19 protein-coding genes are annotated in these 19692 nt (G+C 70.9%); 9 read left to right on the forward strand and 10 right to left on the reverse strand.

Annotation, left to right across the window (positions count from 1 at the left end):
• Positions 1-213: 213 nt before the first annotated feature.
• Positions 214-3801, reverse strand: coding sequence for a transcription-repair coupling factor (gene mfd / locus B0B15_RS12200; protein WP_076676529.1), 3588 nt, complete (start codon positions 3799-3801; stop codon positions 214-216).
• Positions 3802-3979: 178 nt separating this feature from the next.
• Here mfd and B0B15_RS12205 point away from each other — a divergent pair, with 178 nt between their 5' ends.
• Both B0B15_RS12205 and B0B15_RS12210 read left to right on the forward strand, forming a co-directional pair.
• A complete protein-coding gene (locus B0B15_RS12205) occupies positions 3980-4468 on the forward strand; it encodes a hypothetical protein (protein WP_083709012.1) in 489 nt (162 codons plus the stop codon).
• 119 nt (positions 4469-4587) lie between these two features.
• Positions 4588-5049: a hypothetical protein gene (locus B0B15_RS12210; RefSeq protein ID WP_091366532.1), complete on the forward strand. Its 462-nt coding sequence runs from the start codon at positions 4588-4590 to the stop codon at positions 5047-5049.
• Positions 5050-5128: 79 nt separating this feature from the next.
• Here B0B15_RS12210 and pth read toward each other — a convergent pair whose 3' ends face one another.
• Together pth and B0B15_RS12220 are read right to left on the reverse strand one after the other, a co-directional pair.
• A complete protein-coding gene (pth, locus tag B0B15_RS12215) occupies positions 5129-5713 on the reverse strand; it encodes an aminoacyl-tRNA hydrolase (RefSeq protein ID WP_076676532.1) in 585 nt (194 codons plus the stop codon).
• 125 nt (positions 5714-5838) lie between these two features.
• A complete protein-coding gene (locus tag B0B15_RS12220; protein ID WP_076676533.1) occupies positions 5839-6477 on the reverse strand; it encodes a 50S ribosomal protein L25/general stress protein Ctc in 639 nt (212 codons plus the stop codon).
• 296 nt (positions 6478-6773) lie between these two features.
• Between B0B15_RS12220 and B0B15_RS16830 the strand changes: the two genes are divergently transcribed.
• Positions 6774-6899 carry a hypothetical protein gene (locus B0B15_RS16830; RefSeq protein ID WP_256334319.1) on the forward strand — a complete coding sequence of 42 codons (126 nt, stop codon included), beginning with the start codon at positions 6774-6776 and terminating at the stop codon, positions 6897-6899.
• Positions 6900-7145: 246 nt separating this feature from the next.
• Here B0B15_RS16830 and B0B15_RS12225 read toward each other — a convergent pair whose 3' ends face one another.
• From B0B15_RS12225 to B0B15_RS12235, 3 genes are read right to left on the reverse strand one after another with little or no spacing between them, the layout of a single operon-like run.
• Positions 7146-8147 carry a zinc-binding dehydrogenase gene (locus B0B15_RS12225; RefSeq protein WP_076676535.1) on the reverse strand — a complete coding sequence of 334 codons (1002 nt, stop codon included), beginning with the start codon at positions 8145-8147 and terminating at the stop codon, positions 7146-7148.
• Positions 8148-8165: 18 nt separating this feature from the next.
• Positions 8166-8945, reverse strand: coding sequence for an SDR family oxidoreductase (locus B0B15_RS12230; protein WP_076676536.1), 780 nt, complete (start codon positions 8943-8945; stop codon positions 8166-8168).
• On the reverse strand, positions 8942-10330 hold the full coding sequence (locus tag B0B15_RS12235; protein WP_076676538.1) for a GntP family permease: 1389 nt from the start codon (positions 10328-10330) through the stop codon (positions 8942-8944). The genes B0B15_RS12230 and B0B15_RS12235 overlap by 4 nt, the downstream gene beginning before the upstream one ends.
• 144 nt (positions 10331-10474) lie before the next feature.
• Here B0B15_RS12235 and B0B15_RS12240 point away from each other — a divergent pair, with 144 nt between their 5' ends.
• From B0B15_RS12240 to B0B15_RS12265, 6 genes are all read left to right on the forward strand, one after another.
• A complete protein-coding gene (locus B0B15_RS12240) occupies positions 10475-11170 on the forward strand; it encodes a FadR/GntR family transcriptional regulator (RefSeq protein ID WP_076676539.1) in 696 nt (231 codons plus the stop codon).
• A 27-nt stretch (positions 11171-11197) separates the two neighbouring features.
• Positions 11198-11710 carry a gluconokinase gene (locus B0B15_RS12245; protein WP_076676541.1) on the forward strand — a complete coding sequence of 171 codons (513 nt, stop codon included), beginning with the start codon at positions 11198-11200 and terminating at the stop codon, positions 11708-11710.
• A gap of 86 nt (positions 11711-11796) precedes the next feature.
• Positions 11797-13392, forward strand: a complete 1596-nt coding sequence (gene gndA / locus B0B15_RS12250; protein ID WP_076676542.1) for an NADP-dependent phosphogluconate dehydrogenase — start codon at positions 11797-11799, stop codon at positions 13390-13392.
• Between the two features lie 2 nt (positions 13393-13394).
• Positions 13395-13868, forward strand: a complete 474-nt coding sequence (locus tag B0B15_RS12255) for a VanZ family protein (protein WP_076676544.1) — start codon at positions 13395-13397, stop codon at positions 13866-13868.
• 5 nt (positions 13869-13873) lie between these two features.
• On the forward strand, positions 13874-14608 hold the full coding sequence (locus tag B0B15_RS12260) for a response regulator transcription factor (protein WP_076676545.1): 735 nt from the start codon (positions 13874-13876) through the stop codon (positions 14606-14608).
• A 104-nt stretch (positions 14609-14712) separates the two neighbouring features.
• Positions 14713-16158: a sensor histidine kinase gene (locus tag B0B15_RS12265; protein WP_076676547.1), complete on the forward strand. Its 1446-nt coding sequence runs from the start codon at positions 14713-14715 to the stop codon at positions 16156-16158.
• Positions 16159-16179: 21 nt separating this feature from the next.
• On the opposite strand, the gene B0B15_RS12270 is transcribed toward B0B15_RS12265, so the two are convergent.
• The 4 genes from B0B15_RS12270 to B0B15_RS12285 are packed head-to-tail and all read right to left on the reverse strand — an operon-like array spanning position 16180 to position 19661.
• Positions 16180-16677 (reverse strand): NUDIX domain-containing protein, encoded by a 498-nt coding sequence (locus B0B15_RS12270; protein WP_076676548.1) that lies wholly within the window; start codon positions 16675-16677, stop codon positions 16180-16182.
• Between the two features lie 20 nt (positions 16678-16697).
• Positions 16698-18251: an FAD-dependent oxidoreductase gene (locus B0B15_RS12275; RefSeq protein WP_076676550.1), complete on the reverse strand. Its 1554-nt coding sequence runs from the start codon at positions 18249-18251 to the stop codon at positions 16698-16700.
• A gap of 31 nt (positions 18252-18282) precedes the next feature.
• Positions 18283-19161, reverse strand: coding sequence for an FAD:protein FMN transferase (locus B0B15_RS12280; protein WP_076676552.1), 879 nt, complete (start codon positions 19159-19161; stop codon positions 18283-18285).
• A 5-nt stretch (positions 19162-19166) separates the two neighbouring features.
• The gene (locus tag B0B15_RS12285) at positions 19167-19661 is read right to left on the reverse strand and encodes an FMN-binding protein (protein WP_076676554.1); all 495 of its coding nucleotides are present in this window, start codon (positions 19659-19661) and stop codon (positions 19167-19169) included.
• Positions 19662-19692: the final 31 nt, after the last annotated feature.

A 19692-nucleotide genomic window follows, 5' to 3' on the forward strand; every position in this document is an offset into this window, starting at 1 on the left:
CTTGAGGGGCTGCGGGGCCTTCCGGCCGCTCCGCTCTCCCCTGTGGGGCGAACAAGTAATAAGTTACGCCCGAACCACGCCACCGTCGAATCGACACCACCGCCCGGGCGTGTCGCGGCGGTCATTCCGCTGAAACGAGCCGGAAATGCGGGATGGCCCGCTCGACAAGATGTCGACCGGGCCATCCAGGAATCCGAGAAGCGTTCGGAGCACTCAGGCGTGGGCCGCCTCGGCGCTCTTCTCCGCCGGCACAGGCCAGAGCGCATCGAGCAACTGCCGCACCCAGGCGATGAGGTTCGCGTCATCGGCATCCTGAGGGAGCGGGACCACCATGGCATCCCCTCCCGCCACCAGCTTCGCCTTGGGGTAGAGGCGCTGGAGGCGCACACGCATCGACTCGGGGAGGTCGGCGGGGGCGATGCGGAGGTTGGAGCCCATCGCCACGACGTCGGCGAGTCCGGCTTGCGCCGCACGACGACGGAGACGCGCCACGGCCACGAGACCCTCCACCTCCGCGGGAGGCTCGCCGTAGCGATCGCGGAGCTCCTCGACCACGAGGTCGATCGCGTCGTCCTTCGCTGTGGCGGACGCCGCGGCCGAGAGCTTCTGGTATGCCTCGAGGCGCAGCCGCTCGCTGTCGATGTAGAACTCCGGAAGACGCGCGTCGACGGGCAGCTCGAGGCGCAGTTCGGTGGGCCCGTCGACGTCTTCGCCGCGGAAGGTCGACACCGCCTCGCCGATCATGCGCAGGTACAGGTCGAACCCGACGCCGGCGATGTGGCCCGCCTGCTCCGCGCCGAGCAGGTTGCCCGCACCGCGCAGCTCGAGGTCTTTCAGCGCCACCTGCATTCCACTTCCCAGGTCGTTGTTGACGGCGATGGTCTCGAGGCGGTCGGCCGCGGTCTCCGACAGCGGCTTCATCTCGTCGTAGAGGAAGTAGGCGTACGCACGGTCGCGGCCACGCCCCACGCGGCCGCGCAGCTGGTGCAGCTGCGACAGCCCGTACTTATCGGCGCGGTCGATGATGATCGTGTTCGCGTTCGAGATGTCGAGACCGGTCTCGATGATGGTCGTCGACACGAGCACGTCGGCGCGCCGCTCCCAGAAGTCGTCGACGACTTGTTCGAGGGCGTGCTCCCCCATCTGCCCGTGCGCGACGACGATGCGCGCCTCGGGCACGAGCTCGGCGAGGTGGGCCGCGACCCGCTGGATGGACGAGACGCGATTGTGCACGTAGAACACCTGCCCCTCCCGGAGCAGCTCGCGACGGATCGCCGCCGCGATCTGCTTGTCGTTGCGCGGGCCCACATACGACAGGATCGGATGCCGGTCCTCGGGCGGGGTCGCGAGCGTCGACATCTCGCGGATGCCGGTGACCGCCATCTCGAGCGTGCGCGGGATGGGCGTGGCGCTCATCGCCAGGATGTCGACGTTGGTCTTGAGCTTCTTCAGGGCATCCTTGTGCTCGACGCCGAACCGCTGCTCCTCGTCGATGATCATCAGGCCGAGGTCCTTGAAGATCACCTTCTCGGTGAGGATGCGGTGCGTCCCGATGACCATGTCGACGGTGCCATCGGTCAGGCCGGCCAGCGTCGCCTCGGCCTCCTTGTCGCTCTGGAAGCGCGACAGCGGACGGACGGTGACGGGGAATCCGGCGAAGCGCTCGGCGAAGGTCTCGAGATGCTGCTTCACCAGCAGCGTGGTCGGCACGAGCATGGCGACCTGCTTGCCGTCTTGAATGGCCTTGAACGCCGCGCGCACCGCGACCTCGGTCTTACCGAAGCCCACGTCGCCCGACAGCAGACGATCCATCGGGATCGGCTTCTCCATGTCGGCCTTGATCTCGTCGATCGTCTGCAGCTGGTCCTGGGTCTCGGCGAACGGGAACGCCTCCTCGAGCTCGCGCTGCCAGGGAGTGTCGGGGCCGAAGGCGTAGCCCTTCGACGCCATGCGCGCGGAGTACAGCTTCACCAGCTCGACGGCGATGTCGCGCACCGCCTTGCGGGCACGACCCTTGGCCGCCGCCCAGTCGCTACCTCCCATCTTCGACAGGGTCGGCGCTTCGCCGCCGACGTACTTCGACAGCAGGTCGAGTTGGTCGGTGGGCACGAACAGCTTGTCGCCGGGATAGCCCCGCTTGGCCGGCGCGTACTCGAGAACCAGGTATTCCTTGGTCGTCTTCACGGCGTTCCGGCCGCCGCTCGAGACCTCGCGCTGCGTGAGCTCGAGGAACTTGCCGATACCGTGCGTCGCGTGGACGACCACGTCGCCGGGCTTGAGCTGCAGGGGGTCGACGACATTGCGACGGCGCGACGCGAGCTTCTTCGCCCCGCGGTTGTCGGAGCCGACCGACCGTCCGTAGAACTCGGTCTCGCTGATCACGGCGAACCGCGCCTCGACGAGCTGGAAGCCGCGCTCCATCGGCGCGCAGACCACGTGCGCGACCCCGGGCTCGGGCGGTAGGCGCAGGTCGTCGACACGACGCGCCGCGATGCCCCGCTCCGCGAGCACGTCGCGGGCGCGGTCGACCATCCCCGGTCCGGATGCCGTGACCACGACCGACCAACCGTCGGCCAGCAACTGGCCGACGTGCGCGGTGGCGCCCTCGACGTTGCCCTGGAACGAGGGCACCGCGTCGGCTTTGATGCGGTGCGCGGAGTCGTCGCCGGTGACGAGGCCCTCGTCCTCGGCATCCGCCGCTCCCGAATCGAAGGCGCTGAGCTGCCACCACACGCCCCCGCGTCCGCCGGCGCGCTCGTGCAGGTCGTCGAGGGTCACGAAGTCGCCGGAATCGAGGTCGACCGGGGTGTCGGCGCCGGCGGTCGCGGCCGACCACGCGGCCTCGAGGAACTCGCGGTTCGTGTCGCCGAGGGTCGTCGCGCGGGCGAGCGAACGCTCGGGGTCGACGAGGGCGACGGCGCTGCCGCCGGGGAGGTAGTCGACGAGGGTGACGAGGTCGTCGACGAGCACGGGGATGAGGGACTCCATCCCCTCGGCGGGAATCCCCTCGGCCATCTTCTCGAGCAACTGGCGAAGGCCCGGGTAGCCGTCGCGAAGCGCCGCCGCACGCGCACGCACCGCCGGGGTCAAGAGCAGCTCGCGGCTCGGGACGAGGGTGACCTCGGACACCTCACCCGGCAGCGACCGCTGATCGGCGACGGAGAAGGCGCGGATCTGGTCGACCTCGTCGCCGAAGAACTCCACGCGGTACGGGTGATCGGCAACCGGCGGGAAGACGTCGAGGATGCCACCGCGGACGGCGAACTCGCCGCGCCGGGACACCATGTCGACGCGATGGTACGCCAGTTCGACGAGGCGGGTCGTGACGCTCTCGAGCTCATGACCACGGCCGCCGACGACCAGCTCGACGGGCGCGACGGCGCCGAGCCCGGGTGCGAGGGGCTGCAGGGCGCTGCGCACCGATGCGGTGACGACCAGGGGCGCCGCGCCGTCCCACGCGGCGATCCGTCGGAGCACGTCGAGGCGGCGGCCCACCGTCTCGGGGCTGGGGCTCAGCCGCTCGTGCGGCAGCGTCTCCCACGCCGGGAAGTGCAGGACGTGAGCCCCGGGGAGGACGGCATCCAGAGCGGGGCCCAGTGACTCGGCGCGACGACCCGTCGGCGCGATCACGAGGACGGCACCGGGATCGCCCGCCGCGCGGCGACGCTCGATCAGGCCCGCGATGACGGGCGCGTCGAGGCCATCGACGAGGGAGAGAGACAGGTCGGCGGATGCCGCGGAAGCGGCCTCTCGGTACGACTCAGCCTGCTCGAGGGCGCGAACGATCCCGGGAACTGTCACTCGGGAAAGTCTACGCGGGGCCAACGACATCGGGCGGGGGTGGACCCAGGCCCCGCGGTGACTTCTGCGTGGGCGATCGGGGGCTTCGACAGGCTCAGCCGCCGCGCGTGGGAGACGAGCACGTCAGTGACCGGGACCGGGTCGGCTCGCGTGGAAGGCGCGTGCGTAGAGTGGCCGCATGTCCTCCCCCAGCGCCCCGAACGGACCGGTCTTCGCCGCTCCTCACGTCGCTCCCCCGGCCGGGACGCTGCTCGCCCCGCCGCCGGCGACCCGTCGTGCACGGCCGCTGGGGACCTGGGCGCTGCTGCTCGCGCTGATCGCGGGAGTGCTGGCATCCGCCGTCGCCGGGTTCGTGGCGTTCCGCATCGCGCGGGGTGCCGGGCCGGGACTGCAGGGCGCGAGCCCCTCGACGATCGACCTGCGAGTGCTCTCCCCGGTACGCGACCTCGTGCTCGTGGGCGAGATCACCTTCTGGACGGCCACCGTCATCGGCATCGCCGCCGTCGTCACGGGGATCGTCGCCGTCACGCGCGGCTCCGGGCGCGGGACGGGCATCGCCGCGATCGTCATCGGCGTGATCGGCCCCGTGATCTTCGCGCTCTTCGTCGCCCTCGCGCTGGTCGGAGGCGTCGCGACCTCACCGGGAGGCACAGGCGTGTCCGTCTGACGGAGCCGCCGCGCCGCTAGCCGGTCGTCGCACGCGGCGTCCACCCCGTGATCCCCCGAGCCGCCCTTCCTAGGGTGAGAGGCGGGCCCCGGCCCGTCGAGCCATCCGAGGAGGATCCCGTGAGCAGCACCCCACTCCCGCCGCCCGAGCCCTACGAGCGCGCGACCGCCTATCCGGAGGCGAGGCGACCGGTGCCCGCCCCGCAATCCCGCACGGTGGGGCTGATCGCGTTCCTGGCCGCGCTCGCGGGCGTGGTGGTGGGGAGCATCCTCGCGGTGATCGCCGGCGTCCAGGCGGGCGGCCTGCAGCAATACGCGGGATTCGACGGCCAGGCCGACCCGACGACGTTCCCGCCCGACGCCTCGCAGAAGGCGATCGCCGCCAGCGTGCTCGGCATCGCGGCGTTCGCCGTCTACGGCGTCTTCGCGCTCTGGGGCTTCATCCAGGGGATCGTCGCCGCGGTGAGGAACCGCGGTCGAGGATGGGGCTTCGCCGCCGTCGCCATCGCCGTGCTCGGCGGGATCGTCGTCATCGTCGCCTTCGTGGGCGGCATCGGGATCGGCGTCGGCTCCGGCGTGTGATCCCCTGCGTCACGACGGCCCCGATCCACGTGGACCGGGGCCGTCGTGCATGCTGCCCCCCGCCGTCGCGGACAGCGATTCAGGCGCGGGGGGCGTGGAAGCGCTGCTGCGCGGCGAGCAGCCCCTCGTCGACCAGGAGTTCCACGGCATCCGCGGCATCCGAGATCAGGATCGGCAGCGTCGTGCGCTCGGTGGCGCCGAACGGGTCGAGCACCCAGTCCGCGGGATCTTGTCGCCCCGCCGGGCGGCCGATGCCGACCCGGACGCGGGGGAACTCCGGCGTGCCGAGCGCCTTGGCGACGTCGCGGACGCCGTTGTGACCGCCGTGCCCGCCCCCGGTCTTCAGCTTGAGGGTGTCGAAGGGGATGTCGAGTTCGTCGTGCACCACGACGACGTGATCGGGGTCGATGCCGTAGAAGCGCGTGAGCCCGGCAGCGGGGCCCCCCGAGACGTTCATGAAGCTGTTCGGCTTGGCCAGGACCAGCTTGGCCGCCCCCGGGCGCACCCACGTCTCCGCGACGCGCGCGTTCGCCTTGTGCGCGCGGAACGCCTCACCGCGGCGGGCGGCGAGCTCGTCGACCACCATCTGCCCGATGTTGTGCCGAGTCGCCTCGTAGCGCGGCCCGGGGTTGCCGAGGCCGATGATGAGCCAGGTGTCCACCATGGTTCTCCTCATCCTTCCGGATCCGCGAACGGACCTGCGTGAACGGACCTGCGTGAACGGCAACGAGGGGACGCGAATCCGCGTCCCCTCGTCGTCGACGGACCGCCGCGGCGGCCCGATCGGGATTACTTGTCGTCGCCCTCTTCGGCCGTCTCGGCCTCTTCGGACTGCTCTTCGGCGACCTCGGCGTCGGCCTCGGCGATCTCCTCGTCGGCGGCGATCGTGTCGAGCGGAACCGACACGCCCACGATGAGGGTCTCGGGCTCGGTGACCAGCGCAGCGCCGGCGGGCAGCGTCAGGTCGGCAGCGGTGATCTGCGTGCCATCCTCGGCGCCCTCGACGTCGACCTCGACGTTCTGCGGGATGTGGGTCGCCTCGACCTCGAGCGAGACCGACGTGGTGTCGAGCATCGCGATGGTGCCGGGGAAGGGCTCACCGGTGACGACGACGGGAACGTCGACCTGGACCTTCTCGCCCTTCTTCACGACGATGAGGTCGATGTGCTCGATGATCTGACGCACGGGGTCCTTCTGCACGTCCTTGACCAGGACGAGCTGGGCCGTGCCCGCGATGTCGAGGTCGAGCAGCGCGTTGGCGCGACGGATCAGCAGCGCGACCTGGTGGCCGGGCAGCGCGACGTGCTGGGGGTCGGTGCCGTGACCGTAGATGACGGCCGGGATCTTGCCCGCGGCGCGCAGGCGACGGGCGAAGCCCTTGCCGAAGTTCTCGCGGAGCTCCGCGACGACCTTGTTGTCTTCCGACATGTTGTTCTCCTCGCGGGCTCGTGTCCCGCAGCTTGTGAGCGGACGGGGTCCGCACCTGTGTGGTCTGGATTCGACTCGAACGCGAGCGCGTGAGGAAAGCCGGGAGCCTGCTTCACCGCGTCGATCACGGATGCCGGGTGCTCCCTGCGGGCGCACGGCGATGGCATCCCTCGCCGAAGTACCCCGGAAGTCTACCAGCGACCGCCCGCGGTCTCGACCCGCCCCCTCCCGGGGCGGACGGGAGCACCCGACGGCGAAGGTAGGATCGAGGGGCCACACCGACCCGGAGGATCATCATGGACAGCGGCTTCTTCTCTCACGTCGTGATCTGGGTCGTCGGCGGCCTGGCCACGATCGGCGGCATCGCCGCGGTCGGTGCGCTGTTCTCGCTGGGGCGCAACGCCTCGTACAAGAAGCACTGAGCCGAAGCGGGCGGCTCCGCCGGGTAGCCCGTCGGGACCGTCACGGCTGCGCCGGCGGCGATACCGGTGACGTCTCCCCGCCTCCGCGCACCCGTTGCTGACGGTAAACCGGTGGTGCAGGTTTCGCGCGATGGTGCGTGATGAGCCTGATCGGGACGCTCGCCCGTTGGTCCGCGCCTCCTTCGCCGGACGTAAGAACGCCCCGGTCACCGTCCTCTCGGGCGGCGGCCGGGGCGTTCTCGTCGGTCAGAGGGCGAAGACGACCTTGCCCGAGCGCTGCGAGTCACGCGCCGTGGCGAAGGCCTCGTCGGCATCCGTCACCGGGAACTCGTGCGTGAGTGCGCTCTCGATGACGGGGGTCGCCGCGAGCAGCTCCACCGCCCGGTCGATCTCGTCGAGGAAGCGGAACGCACCGAGGTAGCGGACCTCCTTGGAGATGAAGGGGGCGAGGTTCACCGGGCGCGGGTCGTCGGGCAGCATGCCGACCTGCACGACGGTGCCGCCGGGGCGTACCGCCTTCAGCGCCGTCGAGATCGACACGGGGACGCCCGAGCACTCCAGCACCACGGCGTAGGCGTTCGGTTCGACCGCCTCGGACGACACGTCGATGGTCGCGGCCGCGCCCAGCGCCGTGGCACGTTCGAGGGGACCCGCCAGCACATCGGTCGCGGTGACGCGCGCCCCCGCAGCGACGGCGGCCGCCACGGCCATGAGGCCGATCGGCCCGGACCCCGTGACGAGCACGTCGAGGCCCGAGACCGCCCCCGCCTTGCCGAGGGCGTGCAGGGCGACGGCGAGGGGCTCGGCCAGCACCGCGCGGCGCACCGGCAGCCCCTCCGGCAGCACGCGCACCATGTCGGCGTCGACGACGAGATATTGCGACGCGGCGCCCTGGGTGTGCGGCCAGGTCGACGCGCTGCCGAGGTACGAACCGCCCGGCCACAGGTGCGGCGCGTCCTCGATGCCCTCGCGCGGCGTGCCGAAGCGCGCGGGGTGCACGGTGACCGGCGTCCCCTCGGCCAGAACGCCGGAGGGGTCGAGGTCGACACGCCCCGAGAGCTCGTGGCCGGGCACGAGCGCCTCGCGCACCACGAAGGCCCCGTTGGCTCCCTCGTAGTAGTAGTGCAGGTCGGATCCGCAGATGCCGACGTACTCCACGCGCAGGCGCACCTGCCCCTCGCCGGGCTCCGGCAGGTCGACGTCGCGGACGGCAGCGGTGAGCGCCTTCTCGATCAGCAGAGACTTCATCGTGATTCCTCCTCGCGGTCAGACGACCGCCGTCATCCCGCCGTCGACGAAGATGTTCTGCCCCGAGACGAAGCTCGACGCGTCGGACGCGAGGAAAAGCAGCGCCCCGCGCAGCTCGTCGAAATCGCCCCACCGGGCGGCGGGCGTGCGCTGGGTCAGCCACTGCGTGAACTCGGGGTCGTCGACCAGGGCGCGGTTCATCTCCGTCGCGAAGTATCCCGGGCTGAGGGCGTTGACCTGGATGCCGAACCGTGCGAGGTCGGCGGCCATCCCGGCGGTCAGCTGCGCGACGCCGCCCTTCGTGGCCGAGTAGGGCGCGATGGTCTGGCGCGCCAGGCGCGACTGCACCGAGGCGACGTTGACGACCTTGCCCGACCCGCGCGCGACCATCGCGGGGGTGACGAACCGCGAGACGTAGAAGACGCCGGAGAGGTTCGCCGCCACGATGTCGTCCCAGTCGGAGACGGGGAATTCGTGAATCGGCGCCCGGCGCTGCACACCGGCGTTGTTGACGAGGATGTCGGGGACCCCGACGTTCTCGATGAGGTCGGCCACGGCGCTCTCCACCGCGGCGGCGTCGGTGACGTCGAACACCACCGCGTGCGCGGGGCGACCGGACAGCTCCTCGGCCTCGGCACGGGTCTGCTCGACCGCGTCGGCGTCACGACCGTGTACGACGACCCGTGTCCCGCCGCGCGCCAGCGTCAACGCCAGCGCACGGCCCAGGCCGCGCGAGGACCCCGTGACGAGGGCGAGGCGGTCGGAGACATCGAACAGGTCGGCGTTCGAGCCGGTCACAGGAGGGCCCCGACGCCGAAGACGAGGAGCGCGGCGAGGAAGCCGAGCACCGATTCGATGGCCTGCTGCACGGTCCACGTCTTCAGGGTGGTCTTGACGTCCATGCCCATGAGGCGCCCGACGAGCCAGAAGCCGGAGTCGTTGACGTGACCGGCGAACACCGAGCCCGCGGCGGTCGCGAGGGTAATCGCCACGACCTGCAGCGGCGAGAAGTCGCCCGCCATGACCGCCGGGGCCGCCAGGCCCGCGGCGGTGACGAGGGCGACCGTGGCCGAGCCCTGCGCGAGACGCAGGATGACGGCGATGACGTAGGCCGCGACGATGACCGGCAGACCGAGGTCGCCGAGGCTGTCGGCCAGGGCGTCGCCGATGCCCGATGCGCGCAGCACGGCGCCGAACATGCCACCCGCGCCGGTGATGAGGATGACCGAGCACACCGGGCCGAGCGCGGAGTCGACGACCTTCTCGAGCGCGGTGCCGTTCTCGCCGCGGCGGAAGCCGAAGACGATGGTCGCGACGAGCACGGTGATGAGCAGGGCGACGGGCGAGTTGCCGAGCAGGATGAGCACCTGCACGAGCGTGTTGTCGGTCGGCACGACGCCGGCGGCGCCGAGGGTCGTGAGGCCCGTGTTGAGGAAGATGAGCAGCATCGGCAGCAGCAGCACGGCGATGACCGTGAGCGGTTTGGGCGGGTTCGCGGGCTGGTCGGCGTCGACGTCGCCGAAGAGCGCGGGCACCGGGAGCACGATGCGGCGGGCGATGAACTTGCCCCACAGGTAGCCCGAGAGGTACCAGATCGGGAAGGCGATGATCAGACCGACGATGAGCACGAGCCCGAGGTTGGCGCCGTACAGGCCGCTCGCGGTGACCGGGCCCGGGTGCGGCGGCAGGAAGACGTGCATCACCGAGAAGGCGGCAGCGGCCGGCAGGCCGAACAGCAGCACGTTGTTGCCCGAGACCCGACGGGCGATCGCGAAGATGATCGGCAGCATCATGACGAGGCCGGCGTCGAAGAACATCGGGAAGCCGAGGATCAGAGACACGATGCCGAGGGCGAAGGGCGCCCGCTTCTCGCCGAAGATGCGCACGAAGGTCTCGGCGAGCGATTGCGCGCCGCCGGAATGCTCGATGAGCCGGCCGAGCATCGCGCCGAGCGCGACCAGCAGGGCGACCGTGCCGAGGGTTCCTCCGAACCCTCCGGTCAGGGTCGTCACGATCGTCGACACCGGGATGCCGGCGACGAACGCCGTCACGAGCGACACGATGATGAGGGCCAGGAAGGCGTGCACCTTCAGCCAGATGATGAGCACGAGGATGAGCGCGATCGCGCCCGCGGCAATGGCGAGCAGGGGCGCCGTGCCGAGTGTCTGGGTCCAGTCGTCCAAGAGATCTCCGTTGATTCAGCCGGTCGGACGCGGGGTCGGGCATGCTGTGAACGCCGTGCGCCCGCCGGGGCGGTCACGGCATCTTCACACAATGATCATATTTTTGACAAGATAAGGTCGTACCAAACGACCTGAGGAGGGGTCATGGCCCGAGCGTCGCACGGCTCGCTGCTGGATGCCGTCGGCATGCGCATCGTCGACGGCGAACTCGCCGCGGGCCACGTCCTCACCCTCGCCGCCCTCGAAGCCGAGTACGGCGTCTCCCGCACGGTGGTGCGCGAGGCCGTGCGCGTGCTGGAGGCCATGGGCATGCTCGAGCAGCGCCGTCGGGTGGGCATCACCGTCCGCCCGGCCGCGGACTGGAGCGCCCTGGACACCCGGCTCATCGGCTGGCAGCTGGCCGGGAAGCGCCGCGACCAGCTCATCGTCAATACCACGGAGCTGCGCGCCGCGATCGAGCCGGTCGCCGCTCGCCTCAGCGCCCGTCGGGCGACCGACCTGCAGCGGGGCGAGATCCTCCGTCTCGCAGAGGAGCTCGAGCGGCTCGGCGCCGCCGGTCTCGGCAACTCGACCGAATACCTCGCGGCCGACATCGCCTTCCACGACCTCATCCTCACCTCCAGCGGCAATCTCATGCTCGCCGCCGCCCGTGCCCCCATCGCCGCCGCGATCGAGGGGCGCTCGATGCACGGCCTCACCCCCGGCGTCCCGAACCCCGACGCCCTCGACAACCACGTCGCCACCGCCGCCGCGATCGCGCGGGCCGATGCCGACGCCGCAGAGGAGCACACCCGGCGGTACGTCGCGGCCGTGCTCACCGAAGTCCGCCGCACCATCTGACCCCTTCCCCCGACGAAGAGAGAAGCCATGACCGTCCCCGTCCTCGTTTTCATGGGTCCCGCCGGTACCGGCAAGTCCACCGTCGCCGGCATGCTCGCCGGTCGCCTGGGGTGGGACTTCCAGGAGGGCGACGACCTCCATCCCGCCGAGAACGTGTCGAAGATGGCATCCGGTCACGCGCTCAACGACGACGACCGGTGGCCCTGGCTCGACAAGGTCGCCGCGTGGATCGACAGGCAGGTCGCCGCCGGACGCCCCGGTGTCATCACCTGCTCCGCGCTCAAACGCGCCTACCGCGACGTGCTGCGCCGCGACGACGTCACCTTCGTGTTGCTCATGGGCGACCCGAAGCTCGTGCTGGAGCGCCTGCTGCGCCGCCAGGGGCACTACATGCCCCCCTCGTTGCTGACCTCGCAGTTCGAGACGCTGGAGATGCCGGATGCCGACGAGCGGGCGATCCGCGTCGACCTCGACCTGACGCCGAGTCAGCAGGTCCAGGAGGTCGTCGACCGTCTCGAGCTCGCCCCGACCCCCTCCTGAAACACGCGCGGGCCGAGCCGATAAAGTGGCGGAGGCGGCCCGCGTGAGCCCGCCCACCCCCTTCGCACCTGAATACGGAGCAACGCATGACGTCGACCACTCCCCCGACCGGACCTTCGACCGACCAGGATCAGGCCCCTCACCAGGCCGCTCAGGCGCACGAGGGTGCGCCCGGCATCGAAGAAGTGGACCGCCCCACCGCCGAGCCCGACTCGCGTCCCGAGGGCGAGGGCGACGGCCGCGCCAACATCGGCGTCGTGGGCTTGGCCGTGATGGGCTCGAACCTCGCCCGCAACCTCGCCAGCCGCGAGGGCAACACCGTCGCGATCTTCAACCGCAGCCAGGACAAGACCGAGCACGTGCTCGAGCAGCACCCCGAGGCCAACTTCGTCGCCTCGTTCTCGTACGAGGACTTCGCGGCGTCGCTGTCGAAGCCCCGCACCGCGATCATCATGGTCAAGGCCGGCCGTCCCACCGACTTCGTCATCGACGAGCTGGTGAAGGTGTTCGAGCCCGGCGACATCATCGTCGACGGCGGCAACGCGCTGTTCACCGACACCATCCGCCGCGAGAAGGCCGTGCGCGACACCGGCATCAACTTCGTCGGGATGGGCGTCTCGGGTGGCGAGGAGGGAGCCCTCCGCGGCCCCTCGATCATGCCCGGCGGCTCCGACGAGGCCTGGGCCACGCTCGGTCCGATTCTGAAGTCGATCGCCGCTGTCGCCGAGGGCGAGCCCTGCGTCACGCACGTCGGCCACGACGGTGCCGGCCACTTCGTCAAGATGGTGCACAACGGCATCGAGTACGCCGACATGCAGCTCATCGCCGAGGCGTACGACCTCATCCGCCGCGCCACGGGCAAGTCCCCGGCCGAGATCGCCGACGTGTTCGCCGAATGGAACCGCGGCGAGCTGGAGTCGTACCTCATCGAGATCACCGCCGAGGTGCTGCGCCAGACCGACGCCGACACGGGCAAGCCCCTCGTCGACGTCATCCTCGACCAGGCGGGCGCCAAGGGCACGGGTGCGTGGACGGTGCAGACCGCCCTCGACCTGGGCGTGCCGGTCTCCGGTATCGCCGAGGCGACCTTCGCCCGGTCACTGTCGAGCCACCCCGAGCAGCGCGAGGTGTCGCGCGAGCTCCCCGGCCCCTCCGGCACCGACGTGCTGTCGGGCGAGGATGCCGATGCGTTCATCGAGCAGGTGCGCCTCGCGCTGTACGCCTCGAAGATCGTCGCCTACAGCCAGGGCTTCGACGAAATCCGCGCGGGAGCGGCGCAATACGACTGGAACATCGACCTCGGCGCGGTGTCGAAGATCTGGCGCGGCGGCTGCATCATCCGCGCGCAGTTCCTCAACCGCATCGCCGAGGCCTACGACGCCGAGGCGACCCTGCCCGTGCTGCTGACCGCGCCGTACTTCGTCGAAGCCCTCGGTCGCGCCCAGGACGCGTGGCGCCACATCGTCTCGCTGTCGGCGGCGAGCGGCATCCCCGCCCCCGCGTTCAGCTCGTCGCTGGCCTACTACGACGGCCTGCGCGCCGAGCGTCTGCCCGCCGCCCTGATCCAGGGCCAGCGCGACTTCTTCGGCGCCCACACCTACCGCCGCGTCGACAAGGAGGGAACGTTCCACACCCTCTGGTCGGGAGACCGCACCGAGATCGAGGCGGAAGACACCCACTGACGATGGTCGGACCGAGGCGGCGACGGGCTCTGCTCGTCGCCGCCTCGTGCGTCTACGCGGCGGCGGTGTGGTGGATGACGCTGCGTCCGTCGATCTACGACGAGCGGACAGGGGGCATCCTGCGCCGCGTCCTCCACGCGCTCGCCGGGTGGCCCGGCACCGCGTGGGTCAGCTTCGACGTGCTGGAGTTCGCCGCGAACGTGATCATGTTCCTGCCCCTGGGCGTGCTCTTCGTCGCCTGGCGCCGGCCGTGGTGGCAGGGGATCGCGGCCGGCGTGGTGGTCAGCGCGTCGATCGAGACCGTGCAGCTGCTGTTCCTTCCCACGCGGGTCGCCGACGTGCGCGACGTGGTGGCCAACACCCTCGGCGCCGCGATCGGGGTGGCCGCGGCTCTCCGCGTCAGCCGATGGATCGACCGCTCTCAGGAATCCCATAACCGGCGCCATAGAAAGCTCATAGATACGAGCGCACAATGAGTTCCATGACCGCGACCGCCGCCGCCCCCGCCTTCACCCGCCCCGACGGGAGCCCGCTGCGCGTGCTCGTCGTCGACGACGAGCAGATGCTCACCGACCTGCTGTCGATGGCCCTGCGCATGGAGGGCTGGGAGGTCAAGACCGCCGGCTCGGGCTTCGACGCCCTTTCCACCGCCCGGGACTTCGAACCGGATGCCATGGTGCTCGACATCATGATGCCCGACCTCGACGGCATGGCCGTGTTGCAGCGCCTGCGTCACTCGGGCAACGACGTGCCGGTGCTGTTCCTCACCGCGAAGGATGCCGTGGCCGACCGCGTCGCGGGGCTGACCGCCGGCGGCGACGACTACGTCACCAAGCCTTTCAGCCTCGAGGAGGTCGTCGCGCGCCTCCGCGGCCTCATGCGCCGCGCCGGGACCGCGCTGACCCGCGATTCGGAGCCCATCCTGCGCGTCGGCGACCTGTCGTTGAACGAGGACAGCCACGAGGTCGTGCGCGGAGGCAAGGAGATCGAGCTGACGGCGACCGAGTTCGAGCTGCTGCGCTTCCTCATGCGCAACCAGCGGCGCGTGGTGTCGAAGGCGCAGATCCTCGACCGCGTCTGGAACTACGACTTCGGCGGTCGCTCCAGCGTCGTCGAGCTCTATATCTCGTATCTGCGCAAGAAGATCGACGCCGGTAACGAGCCGCTCATCCACACCGTCCGCGGCGTCGGCTACATGATCAAAGCGCCCCAGTGACGCTGCCTCCGCGGCCGGCTCCCCCGGTCCCCCCGCACGCGCTCGCGACCGAGACCCGGTTCCAGCGGCTGCGGCGGCGACCCTGGACACTGCAGGCGCGGCTGATGACCGCGGTCATCGGCATGGTGGCCTTCATCCTCGTGATGATCGGCATCTCCACGAGTGCGATCCTGAGCGGCGTCCTCTACGTCAATCTCGGAGCGCAGGTGGACGAGGCCGCCGCCTCGATTCAGCAACGGACGGTGTTCCAGAACTCCGCGGAGCAGGTCCTGGCATCCGGGTTCTTCGATCCGGGCACGCTGCTCGTGATGACCTCCCGCGGCAGCGGCATCACCGGCGCCGTGGTCGGCGACGAGGGTGCCCGCGCGCTGTCGACGGACGACCTCAGTCGCATCGCCGACAGCCTCCAAGCGGCTGCGGACTCGAACGCTCAGACCGTCGAGCTGCCGAACCTCGGCGAGTACCTCGTCCGTACCTTCCCCGCGCCCGGCGGCGACAGCCTCTTCCTCGTCGGGCTGCCCCTCTCGAGTGTCACGAGCACGATCGGCGCCATCCTCACCACCGTCGCGCTCGTCACCACCGGTGGTCTGCTGCTGCTGGGCGCCATCATCGCCATCGTCATCCGCCTCGGACTCCGGCCCCTCCGCTCGGTCGCCGAGACCGCCACCCGGGTCGCCTCGCTGCGCATGGACCAGGGCGACGTCTCGATCACCGAGCGCGTCCCCGCCGACCAGGTCGACGACCACACCGAGATAGGACAGGTCGGCCTGGCGCTGAACACCCTGCTCGACCGTGTCGACGCCTCTCTGTCGGCCCGTCAGCGCAACGAGGAGCTCATGCGCCGTTTCGTGGCGGATGCCAGTCACGAGCTGCGCACGCCCCTGGCATCCATCCGCGGGTTCTCGGAACTCTCCCTGCGCGCCATGCGTCAGGCCCAGGACGACGAAAGCCGCCAACGCACCGCCCTCGCCGTGGAGACCACCGAGCAGTCGCTCGAGCGCATCCAGGCGCAGTCGCTGCGCATGACGACGCTGGTCGAAGACCTGCTGCTGCTGGCACGGCTCGACGAGGGGCAGGAGCTCGTCTACGGGTCGGTCGATCTCACGCAGATCGCGGTGGAGGCCGTCGGCGACGCCCGCCCCGCCGGCCCCGACCATTCGTGGAGCATCGAGGTGCCCGACGAGCCCGTCGAGCTCGCCGGCGACGCCTCGCGCCTGCACCAGGTGATCGCCAACCTCCTCGCGAACGCCCGTACGCACACGCCCCCCGGCAGCACCGTGACCGTGTCGGTCGCGCACGAGGGCGCCGAAGCCGTGCTGCGCGTGCACGACGACGGCCCCGGCATCGATCCCTCCGTCGCCTCGCAGCTGTTCGAGCGCTTCGCTCGCGCCGACCGCTCCCGCGACCGCAAGACCGGCGGCACGGGGCTCGGTCTCTCCATCGCGCGCGCGATCGTCGACGCTCACCACGGCACCATCGCCGTGCACAGCACCCCGGGCGACACGACGTTCGAGGTGCGCCTGCCGGCGAAGCCCGCCGACCCGGTGTGAGCGGAGCGGGGTGCGCCGTGGTCAGCGCGCTGCGACCGGCGAGGGAGCGTCACCGCCCTCGAACCGCGCCGCACCCGGCGTGAGACCCGCGCGCACGCGCGCCGCCATCCCGGCGTCGAGCACCTCGTCGACGTGCAAAGCGGCGTACCACCCGAGGTCGGTCATCTCGCCGTCAATGGGGGTCGGCTCCCCCGCGATCCAGCGGCATTCGAACACGAGGTCGAGGTAGTCGGCCCGGTCGCCGTTGTCGTAGGTGACGCGCGGGATCTGGTGCACCCACGCGAGTCGGTCGACGACGATCTCGACGCCGGCCTCCTCGGCCGCCTCGCGCACCGCAGCGTCGGCGGGCTCCTCCCCCGGATCGACGATGCCCGTGATCGGGGTCAGGCGGCCGTTGTCGCTCCGTCGCCCCAGCAGCACCTCGTCGCCACGGCGAATGACGGCCGTCACGCCGACGAGAGGCAGCGGGAGCGTACCGACGTAGCGGCGCAGTTCGAGGACGAAATCCGGAGTGGGCACCGGCCCACCCTAACCGCCGGTCAGTACCCGGCGAACGCGTCCATCGTGAGCGACTTCGCCTTCGCCAGCGCGGGGGCGAGCGTCGAGATGAGCCGGGGCGGTCCCGAGACGTAGGCCGCGCGACGACCGACGTCGGGGACCACGCGCAGCAGCGCATCGGCATCCACGCGATCGGGACCCGCCCACACCCAACCCGTCGGGAGGTCGCGCGGTTCGTCGCGCGAGAAGACGACGACGGGGATGCCGCTGGCCGCGATGTCGTCGCGGAACGCCAGTTCCGCGGCCTCCGACACCACGTACACCAGCACCGCGTCGCGCTCCTGGCCGGTGGCGACGAGATGCCGCAGCTGCGCCACGAAGGGGGTGACCCCGATCCCGGCGGCGACCATCAGCACGGGGGCGGTCGGACGCGCGGGCAGGACGAAGTCGCCCCACACGCCCGTGACCGCGAGCGTCGAGCCGTGCTCGACCACGGCGAGCGCGCGCTTGTACGACGACTGCGATCCGTCCTTGTAGGCGATGCGCACCTCGGGCAGGTCTTCCGGCGCCGAGGCGATGGAGAACTCCCGCCGCGTACCCCGGCGGTCGGGCCGACGGTGCGGCACGTCGAGCTCGAGGTACTGCCCCGGCCGGAACGAGAACGGGCGGGCCGCGTGGAACGTGAGCTCGCGCACGGTGGGGGTGAGATCGCGCCGCCTCTCCACACGCAGACGCACGGCCGCACGCAGACAGAACAGGAACGCGAGCAGATTGCCGACGAGCAGTGCCCGCTCCTGGCCGAGGGTGATCTCTCCGACCGCGATCGGCCAACCGGCCAGCACTCCGACCACCACGGCCACGAGGAGCTGCTGGGCACGACGCGGGGGCAGCGTGAGCGGTTCCGAGAGCATGAACGCGCCGAGGAAGAGGAAGGGCGAGGAGAACGCGACCTGCAGCAGTACCGTCGGCACGTCGACGGGGAACCCGGCCGAGGTGAACTGGACCGTCGTCCGCACGAACGCCACCGCCATCGCCACGACCCAGAACGTGGCGACGATCGGCAGCTTGTCGGTACGCAGAAGCAGAAGCACTCCGAGCACGAGAACGGGGCCCGCCAGCCATGGCGAGCCCACCCACCACGCCGACGAGCCCAGATCGGGCGCCCAGATGCTCACGATGGTGAGAACGGTCGCTCCGGTCGCCGCCGGGTTGAAGATGTGGCGCCCCCGCCACGCGAGCAGGTACTTCGACGCGGATGCCACCACCCCGGCCAGCACGAGACCGGCGACGCCCAGCGGCTCGACGCTCGGACGCAGCACGAACAGCAGGATCGCGGCGGTGATAAGCGTGGACTCCAGGCGGCGCGGCATCCGGAGCACGCTCTGGGCGACGAGGTCGGTCAGCCCGCACGCGGCGACCAGCACCACGGCGCCGACGACGAGCTCGAGGGGCTCGGGCACGACCAGGCCGGCGAACGACAGCACGAGCGAGAGGACCGCGAGCAGTCCCAGCGACGACAGGACCAGGCGGTACATCGAGACGCGTCCGATGAGACCGAGCACGCGGGTGGAGCCGGCGGTGAGCGTGGTGCTCATGACAGGGGTCCCTTCCGAGGGGTGAAGAGGCTCAGGCGAAGATCTCGCCCGAGAAGCCGGGCGACCACTCGACCCGGCCGTCGGTGCGCATGCGCACCCACTGCGCATCCCAGGATGCCGCGAGCTCGGGCCCGCCGTCGAAGAACAGCGCCGTGGCCAGGGCGTCGGCGCGCATCGCGGTGTCGGCGAGCGCCCAGGTCGCCGCGTACGCACGCACGGGTACGCCGGTGCGCGCGTCGAGCACGTGATGCAGGCCGTCGCCCCAGGCGCGGCGGTTGATCGCCGATGCGCACAGCGCCTCGTCCTGCACCGTGACCACGCCGATCACTCTTGAAGCGTCGTAGGGGTGCTCGAGCCCGACCTGCACGGGGGCACCGCGCGCGGCGAGATCGCCGGACGCGTCGACGATCAGGTCGCCGCCGACGTGCGAGGCGAGCGCGTCGATGACGAGGTCGACGAGACGGCCCTTCCCGAGTGCCCCGACGTCGATCGTGGCGGGGCGAGCGAGCCGCAGCATCCCGTCGGACCACGACAGGTCGCGGCGCCAGTCCGGGGCGGCCACCGGCCCGCCCTGCGGCGCGAGGGTGAGGCGCGCGTCGTAGCCGAGCCGGGCCAAGGCGTCACCGACGAGCGGGTTGACGGCCCCCGCGGTCGCCCGGTCGAGCTCGTCGTAGAGCGAGAGCATGGCATCCGCGTCCTCGGGAAGGGCGACGGATGCCGTGCGCCCGTCCGCGAGTGCGGACACCAGGGAGTCGTCGCGGAAACGCGACCAATCGCGGTCGAACCGCTCGATGACGGCGGACACCGCGTCGCGGGCGATCGGCGACACGGGTGCGGCCGCATCGATCGCCCACGACGTGCCGATCGCGTCGAAGGCCCAGGTCGAGTCCGTCGCGGTCGGAGTGCTCATGTCGGTCAGGCCTTCGCCTCGGACTGGATGGTCTTGACGGCCTCGTTGAACCCGCCGCTGGTGAGCGAGGATCCCGCGACCTTGCTCACGGAGATCTCGTCGAGCTTCTTGCCGACGACCTCGTCCTGGATGCCGCCGATGAACTCGCTCTGGTACCGCTTCGACTCCGCTGCCTGCGGGTCGCCGGTCACCTCGACGGCCGTGACGGTGTCACCGGCGATGCTGAGGGTCACGTCGATCGTCTCGACGCTCTCGGGAGTCGCGTACTGCCCCGTCGCCTCGTACGTGCCGTCGGTGTAGGTACCGGAAGTCGTGGAACCCGTGGCCGCGCTCGCGCTCGCGCTGGGGGCGGACGACGCGGCCGGGGCGGCGGTGGTCTCGGCAGGAGCGGCGGCGTCGGTCGTGCCGCCCGCGCACCCGGCGAGGGTGACGATGCCGGCGACGCCCAGCAGGGCGGTGCCGACGCGGACGGGACGGGGTACGGCTGTGGTGCGGATCATGAGGGTCCTCCTTCTGTCGTGCCTCGCGGCG

The sequence above is a fragment of the Microbacterium sp. RU1D genome, assembly GCF_900156435.1.
In the GTDB taxonomy this organism is placed as follows: domain Bacteria; phylum Actinomycetota; class Actinomycetes; order Actinomycetales; family Microbacteriaceae; genus Microbacterium.

Excerpts from the sequence above, each read along its gene's own strand:
- B0B15_RS12245 (WP_076676541.1), top strand. The coding sequence starts at position 11,198 with ATGACCGTCCCCGTCCTCGTTTTCATGGGTCCCGCCGGTACCGGCAAG.
- B0B15_RS12285 (WP_076676554.1), bottom strand. The coding sequence starts at position 19,661 with ATGATCCGCACCACAGCCGTACCCCGTCCCGTCCGCGTCGGCACCGCC.
- B0B15_RS12260 (WP_076676545.1), top strand. The coding sequence starts at position 13,874 with ATGACCGCGACCGCCGCCGCCCCCGCCTTCACCCGCCCCGACGGGAGC.
- gndA (WP_076676542.1), top strand. The coding sequence starts at position 11,797 with ATGACGTCGACCACTCCCCCGACCGGACCTTCGACCGACCAGGATCAG.
- pth (WP_076676532.1), bottom strand. The coding sequence starts at position 5,713 with ATGGTGGACACCTGGCTCATCATCGGCCTCGGCAACCCCGGGCCGCGC.
- B0B15_RS12280 (WP_076676552.1), bottom strand. The coding sequence starts at position 19,161 with ATGAGCACTCCGACCGCGACGGACTCGACCTGGGCCTTCGACGCGATC.
- B0B15_RS12255 (WP_076676544.1), top strand. The coding sequence starts at position 13,395 with ATGGTCGGACCGAGGCGGCGACGGGCTCTGCTCGTCGCCGCCTCGTGC.
- B0B15_RS12275 (WP_076676550.1), bottom strand. The coding sequence starts at position 18,251 with ATGAGCACCACGCTCACCGCCGGCTCCACCCGCGTGCTCGGTCTCATC.
- B0B15_RS12265 (WP_076676547.1), top strand. The coding sequence starts at position 14,713 with ATGACCGCGGTCATCGGCATGGTGGCCTTCATCCTCGTGATGATCGGC.
- B0B15_RS12220 (WP_076676533.1), bottom strand. The coding sequence starts at position 6,477 with ATGTCGGAAGACAACAAGGTCGTCGCGGAGCTCCGCGAGAACTTCGGC.
- B0B15_RS12240 (WP_076676539.1), top strand. The coding sequence starts at position 10,475 with ATGGCCCGAGCGTCGCACGGCTCGCTGCTGGATGCCGTCGGCATGCGC.
- B0B15_RS16830 (WP_256334319.1), top strand. The coding sequence starts at position 6,774 with ATGGACAGCGGCTTCTTCTCTCACGTCGTGATCTGGGTCGTCGGCGGC.
- B0B15_RS12205 (WP_083709012.1), top strand. The coding sequence starts at position 3,980 with ATGTCCTCCCCCAGCGCCCCGAACGGACCGGTCTTCGCCGCTCCTCAC.
- B0B15_RS12225 (WP_076676535.1), bottom strand. The coding sequence starts at position 8,147 with ATGAAGTCTCTGCTGATCGAGAAGGCGCTCACCGCTGCCGTCCGCGAC.